The 6,375-nt window shown below is 56.6% G+C and carries 5 protein-coding genes; all 5 read left to right on the top strand.

Annotation, left to right across the window (positions count from 1 at the left end):
* The first annotated feature begins 580 nt into the window (after positions 1-580).
* The 5 genes from dppA (at position 581) to dppF (ending at position 6,289) form a co-directional block, all read left to right on the top strand.
* Positions 581-2,188 (top strand): dipeptide ABC transporter periplasmic-binding protein DppA, encoded by a 1,608-nt coding sequence (gene dppA, locus FN633_RS03320; RefSeq protein ID WP_154056726.1) that lies wholly within the window; start codon positions 581-583, stop codon positions 2,186-2,188.
* 162 nt (positions 2,189-2,350) lie between these two features.
* Positions 2,351-3,370, top strand: a complete 1,020-nt coding sequence (gene dppB / locus FN633_RS03325) for a dipeptide ABC transporter permease DppB (protein ID WP_042394042.1) — start codon at positions 2,351-2,353, stop codon at positions 3,368-3,370.
* A gap of 9 nt (positions 3,371-3,379) precedes the next feature.
* Positions 3,380-4,282 carry a dipeptide ABC transporter permease DppC gene (gene dppC / locus FN633_RS03330; protein ID WP_154056727.1) on the top strand — a complete coding sequence of 301 codons (903 nt, stop codon included), beginning with the start codon at positions 3,380-3,382 and terminating at the stop codon, positions 4,280-4,282.
* An 11-nt stretch (positions 4,283-4,293) separates the two neighbouring features.
* The gene (dppD, locus tag FN633_RS03335; protein ID WP_154056728.1) at positions 4,294-5,286 is read left to right on the top strand and encodes a dipeptide ABC transporter ATP-binding protein; all 993 of its coding nucleotides are present in this window, start codon (positions 4,294-4,296) and stop codon (positions 5,284-5,286) included.
* A complete protein-coding gene (gene dppF / locus FN633_RS03340) occupies positions 5,273-6,289 on the top strand; it encodes a dipeptide ABC transporter ATP-binding subunit DppF (RefSeq protein ID WP_154056729.1) in 1,017 nt (338 codons plus the stop codon). The genes dppD and dppF overlap by 14 nt, the downstream gene beginning before the upstream one ends.
* The last annotated feature ends 86 nt before the right edge of the window (positions 6,290-6,375 follow it).

A 6,375-nucleotide genomic window follows, 5' to 3' on the forward strand; every position in this document is an offset into this window, starting at 1 on the left:
GTGCATCGTTTTCGCCGGGCGTTGCCATGCCGCCGACTTTTCACCTCGTTTGTTAACCGTTTTGTGACATATTCCATTGTATTTATTTATACATAGATGAATCTTTTTTCGCGTTGCTTATGACTAATGCAGCATTTTCCGCTGTGCGTTTTAACGTTCGCGGTATTAATCGCTCAGATATTCATCATTCTGTCAGAATTTTTTCACAATATTTGCTAATGTAAAACGCTGGTTCATATGGTGCAGGGAGTTGATCGTCCTGCCATCCAGGCTATAGCACAAATTTCTCTGCTGGAAATAGCGGATTGCGCTTTTTTTACGCTTTGTTTGTTAATTCTCACCTTCGATGTAAAACCCGGTTACCTGTATTGACGTTTTGACATTCTGTTGACAGATTGTAGGGCATGAGGGGCATTTCACGGAGAATCTGCACTGCAACTCAGTCAACCTTTTGAAAGGAATCTCCTCCCCTTACGCTGCCTTTGGGCACCGCCGACCAGACCGGTAAAAAATAAATAAAGGTTTGTCGGTTATACCCGCTGCAACGGGTAAACAACACATATCACATTGGAGCAGAATAATGAGTATTTCCTTGAAGAAGTCAGGGATGCTGAAGCTTGGTCTCAGCCTGGTGGCTCTGACTGTCGCAGCAAGTGTGCAGGCAAAAACCCTGGTTTACTGTTCTGAAGGCTCGCCGGAAGGGTTTAACCCGCAGCTCTTTACATCTGGTACAACCTACGACGCCAGCTCAGTACCTATCTATAACCGTCTGGTTGAGTTCAAAATCGGTACCACAGAGGTTATCCCGGGCCTGGCTGAGAAGTGGGACGTCAGCGAAGACGGTAAGACCTACACCTTCCATCTGCGTCAGGGCGTAAAATGGCAGGACAATAAAGAATTTAAACCGACGCGTGAGTTTAACGCTGACGATGTCGTGTTCTCCTTCGACCGTCAGAAAAACGCGAACAACCCGTACCATAAAGTGTCTGGCGGCAGCTACGAATACTTCGAAGGCATGGGCCTGCCGGACCTGATTAGCGAAGTGAAAAAAGTGGACGATCATACCGTTCAGTTTATTCTCTCGCGTCCGGAAGCACCGTTCCTGGCTGACCTGGCGATGGACTTCGCCTCTATTCTGTCAAAAGAGTATGCGGATAACATGCTGAAAGCCGGCACGCCGGAAAAAGTGGACCTCAACCCAATCGGTACCGGTCCGTTCCAGCTGCTGCAATACCAGAAAGACTCCCGCATCCTGTACAAAGCATTTGAAGGCTTCTGGGGCACCAAGCCGCAGATCGACCGTCTGGTCTTCTCCATCACGCCTGATGCCTCTGTACGCTATGCAAAACTGCAGAAAAACGAGTGCCAGGTCATGCCGTATCCGAACCCGGCTGACATCGCGCGTATGAAGCAGGATAAAAACCTGAACCTGATGGAGCAGGCGGGCCTGAACGTGGGTTACCTCTCGTTCAACACCGAGAAAAAGCCGTTTGATGATGTGAAAGTACGCCAGGCGCTGACCTATGCGGTCAACAAAGAGGCAATCATCAAGGCCGTTTACCAGGGCGCGGGCACCGCGGCGAAAAACCTGATCCCGCCGACCATGTGGGGCTATAACGACGACGTCAAGGATTATACTTACGACGTAGAGAAGGCGAAGCAGCTGCTGAAAGAAGTCGGTCAGGATAAAGGCTTCACCGTTGAGCTGTGGGCAATGCCAGTACAGCGTCCATACAACCCGAACGCTCGCCGTATGGCTGAGATGATTCAGGCTGACTGGGCGAAGATTGGCGTGCAGGCCAAAATCGTCACCTATGAGTGGGGCGAGTACCTGAAGCGTGCTAAAGCAGGCGAGCATCAGGCAGTGATGATGGGCTGGACCGGGGACAATGGGGATCCGGACAACTTCTTCGCTACCCTGTTCAGCTGCGATGCGGCAAAACAAGGCTCTAACTACTCTCGCTGGTGCTACAAGCCGTTTGAAGATCTGATCCAGCCGGCACGCGCTGCGGACGATCACAACAAGCGTATTGAGCTCTACAAACAGGCTCAGGTGGTGATGCACGATCAGGCCCCGGCGCTGATCATCGCTCACTCCACCGTGTACGAGCCAGTGCGTAAAGAGGTGAAAGGCTACGTTGTTGATCCATTAGGCAAACACCACTTCGAAAACGTGTCTGTCGAATAATAAAAAGCGTCAGGGGTGCGACTGCACCCCATGCCCGGCGGCGCTACGCTTGCGCGGACCTACGAGTGTAGGCCGGGTAAGCGAAGCGCCACCCGGCGTTAGATTTGTGAGCAATACAGACGTCACGTCACTGGACGTGCGTCATCAGAGAGAATCCGGGTTATGTTGCAGTTCATCCTCCGACGTCTGGGATTAGTTATCCCGACGTTTATCGGTATCACCCTTCTCACCTTTGCCTTTGTCCATATGATCCCCGGTGACCCGGTGATGATCATGGCGGGTGAGCGTGGTATCTCCCCCGAGCGCCATGCGCAGCTGTTAGCTGAGCTGGGCCTCAACAAGCCGCTGTGGCAGCAGTACGTCAACTACGTTTGGGGCGTTCTGCACGGCGACTTAGGGATTTCACTGAAAAGCCGTCTTCCGGTGTGGGAAGAGTTCGTGCCGCGTTTTCAAGCGACGCTGGAACTCGGTGTCTGCGCCATGATTTTTGCCGTGGCCGTTGGTATTCCGGTGGGCGTGCTTGCCGCCGTGAAGCGCGGTTCCATTTTTGACCACACCGCTGTAGGCCTGGCCCTGACCGGCTACTCCATGCCGATCTTCTGGTGGGGCATGATGCTGATCATGCTGGTCTCCGTGCAGCTCAACCTGACCCCCGTTTCCGGGCGCGTCAGCGATATGGTCTTCCTCGACGACAGCAATCCGCTCACCGGCTTTATGCTGATCGACACCGCCATCTGGGGCGAAGAGGGCAACTTTATCGATGCGCTGGCGCATATGATCCTGCCTGCGATCGTGCTGGGCACTATCCCGCTGGCGGTAATCGTCCGCATGACCCGTTCAGCAATGCTGGAAGTGCTGGGTGAGGACTACATCCGTACCGCTCGCGCCAAGGGCCTGACCCGCATGCGCGTGATTATCGTTCACGCCCTGCGTAACGCCATGCTGCCGGTGGTGACCGTTATCGGGCTGCAGGTGGGAACGATGCTGGCCGGGGCAATCCTGACCGAAACCATCTTCTCCTGGCCGGGACTGGGTCGCTGGCTGATTGACGCGCTGCAACGCCGCGACTATCCGGTGGTGCAGGGTGGGGTACTGCTGGTAGCGACGATGATCATCCTCGTTAACCTGCTGGTCGATCTGCTCTATGGCGTGGTGAACCCGCGTATTCGGCATAAGAAGTAAGGGGCCATCATGTCACAAGTTACTCAAGATAAAGTTGTCTCCGCACCGGTGCCAATGACGCCGCTGCAGGAGTTCTGGCACTACTTCAAACGCAACAAAGGCGCGGTCGTGGGCCTGGTGTATGTGGTAGTGGTGCTGATTATTGCCATTTTTGCCAACTGGATTGCGCCCTATAACCCGGCGGATCAGTTCCGTGATTCGCTGCTGGCACCGCCCGTGTGGCAGGACGGCGGCAGCTGGGCGCATATTCTCGGTACCGACGACGTGGGTCGCGACGTGATGTCGCGCCTGATGTATGGCGCACGCCTGTCGCTGCTGGTGGGCTGTCTGGTGGTGGTCCTGTCACTGATCATGGGCGTCGTGCTCGGGCTGGTGGCGGGCTACTTCGGCGGCCTCGTTGATAACATCATCATGCGCGTGGTCGATATCATGCTGGCGCTGCCGAGCCTGCTGCTGGCGCTGGTGCTGGTGGCTATCTTCGGTCCGTCGATCGTTAACGCCTCGCTGGCGCTGACCTTCGTGGCGCTACCGCACTACGTGCGCTTAACGCGTGCCGCCGTGCTGGTTGAGGTCAACCGCGACTACGTTACCGCCTCGCGCGTGGCGGGGGCGGGTGCGATGCGTCAGATGTTCGTCAATATTTTACCCAACTGCCTTGCGCCGCTGATCGTTCAGGCATCGCTCGGCTTCTCTAACGCCATTCTCGATATGGCCGCCCTTGGCTTCCTTGGCATGGGTGCGCAGCCGCCAACGCCGGAGTGGGGCACCATGCTCTCCGACGTATTGCAGTTCGCACAGAGTGCCTGGTGGGTCGTGACCTTCCCGGGTCTGGCGATCCTGCTGACGGTGCTGGCATTTAACCTGATGGGTGACGGTCTGCGTGATGCGCTCGATCCCAAACTGAAGCAGTAAGAGGCACGAGAATGGCGTTATTGAATATTGATCAACTGTCGGTGCACTTCGGCGACGAAGGGACACCGTTCCGTGCCGTAGACCGCATAAGCTACAGCGTTGAGCAGGGCGAAGTGGTGGGCATTGTCGGGGAATCCGGCTCCGGTAAATCCGTCAGCTCGCTGGCGATTATGGGCCTGATTGACTTCCCAGGCCGGGTGATGGCAGAGAAGCTGGAGTTTAACGGCCAGGATCTGAAGCGCATCTCGGAAAAAGAGCGTCGTAACCTGGTGGGTGCCGACGTCGCGATGATCTTCCAGGACCCGATGACCAGCCTTAACCCGTGCTACACGGTTGGCTTCCAGATTATGGAAGCCATTAAGGTGCATCAGGGCGGCAGCAAACGCACCCGTCGCCAGCGGGCTATCGATCTGCTAAACCAGGTCGGCATTCCGGATCCGGCGTCGCGTCTTGACGTCTACCCGCACCAGCTCTCCGGTGGGATGAGCCAGCGCGTAATGATTGCGATGGCCATCGCCTGCCAGCCAAAGCTGCTGATTGCCGATGAACCGACCACCGCACTGGACGTGACTATCCAGGCGCAGATCATTGAGCTACTGCTGGAGCTGCAGCAGAGAGAGAACATGGCGCTGATCCTGATTACTCACGATCTGGCGCTGGTGGCCGAAGCGGCACACAAAATCATCGTGATGTACGCGGGCCAGGTCGTCGAGTCTGGCAGTTCGCACGAGATCTTCCGCGCACCGCGCCACCCCTACACCCAGGCGCTGCTACGCGCGCTGCCTGAGTTTGACCAGGACAAAGCGCGTCTGGCCTCGCTGCCGGGCGTGGTGCCGGGTAAATACGATCGCCCGACCGGCTGCCTGCTCAATCCGCGTTGCCCGTATGCTACGGACAAATGCCGCGTCGAAGAGCCAGGCTTGAACCTGGTGGACAATGGACGCCGCTCAAAATGTCACTATCCACTCGATGATGCCGGGAGGCCTAACTATGAGTACGCATGAGGCCACAACCCCTGTGCTGTTGCAGGCTATTGACCTGAAAAAACACTACCCGGTGAAGAAAGGGCTGTTTGCCCCGGAGCGCCTGGTAAAAGCCCTGGACGGCGTATCGTTCTCTCTCGAACGCGGGAAAACTCTCGCGGTGGTGGGCGAATCCGGCTGTGGTAAATCCACGCTTGGCCGTCTGCTGACCATGATTGAGACGCCCACCGGCGGTGAGCTCTACTATCAGGGCCAGGATCTGCTTAAGCACGATCCGCAGGCGCAGAAGCTGCGTCGGCAGAAGATTCAGATTGTCTTCCAGAACCCCTACGGTTCGCTGAACCCGCGTAAAAAAGTGGGCCAGATCCTGGAAGAGCCGCTGCAGATCAACAGCAACCTCAGCAAAGCAGAGCTGCGTGAAAAAGCGCTGTCGATGATGGCGAAAGTGGGGCTGAAGACCGAGCATTACGATCGCTACCCGCACATGTTCTCCGGCGGCCAGCGTCAGCGTATTGCGATTGCCCGCGGCCTGATGCTCGATCCGGACGTGGTGATTGCCGATGAGCCGGTATCGGCGCTCGACGTCTCCGTACGTGCGCAGGTGCTGAACCTGATGATGGATCTGCAGCAGGATCTGGGTCTCTCCTACGTCTTTATCTCCCACGATCTGTCGGTGGTAGAGCACATTGCCGATGAAGTGATGGTGATGTACCTTGGCCGCTGCGTAGAGAAGGGCACCAAGGAGCAGATTTTCAGCAATCCGCGTCATCCGTATACCCAGGCACTGCTCTCCGCGACGCCGCGCCTGAATCCGGACGATCGTCGGGAGCGAATCAAGCTGACCGGCGAGCTGCCTAGCCCGCTGAGTCCGCCGCCGGGCTGCGCCTTCAGCGCCCGCTGTCGTCGTCGCTTTGGTCCCTGCACGCAGCTTCAGCCGCAATTGAAATCGTACGGCGGCCAGCTGGTGGCCTGCTTCGCGGTAGATCAGGATGAGAACGGCGAGAAGCCAATCAACCCTGCCTGAGTCGTTTGATTTCCCCAGCTTAAAAACCGGAGCCTGGCCTCCGGTTTTTTATTTCTAAAGCCTGAAACGGTGAAGGCCCGATAAGC

Origin of the sequence: Pseudescherichia vulneris (genome assembly GCF_902164725.1) — a bacterium.
In the GTDB taxonomy this organism is placed as follows: Bacteria; Pseudomonadota; Gammaproteobacteria; order Enterobacterales; family Enterobacteriaceae; genus Pseudescherichia; species Pseudescherichia vulneris.

Excerpts from the sequence above, each read along its gene's own strand:
- dppA (WP_154056726.1), top strand. The coding sequence starts at position 581 with ATGAGTATTTCCTTGAAGAAGTCAGGGATGCTGAAGCTTGGTCTCAGC.
- dppB (WP_042394042.1), top strand. The coding sequence starts at position 2,351 with ATGTTGCAGTTCATCCTCCGACGTCTGGGATTAGTTATCCCGACGTTT.
- dppC (WP_154056727.1), top strand. The coding sequence starts at position 3,380 with ATGTCACAAGTTACTCAAGATAAAGTTGTCTCCGCACCGGTGCCAATG.
- dppD (WP_154056728.1), top strand. The coding sequence starts at position 4,294 with ATGGCGTTATTGAATATTGATCAACTGTCGGTGCACTTCGGCGACGAA.
- dppF (WP_154056729.1), top strand. The coding sequence starts at position 5,273 with ATGAGTACGCATGAGGCCACAACCCCTGTGCTGTTGCAGGCTATTGAC.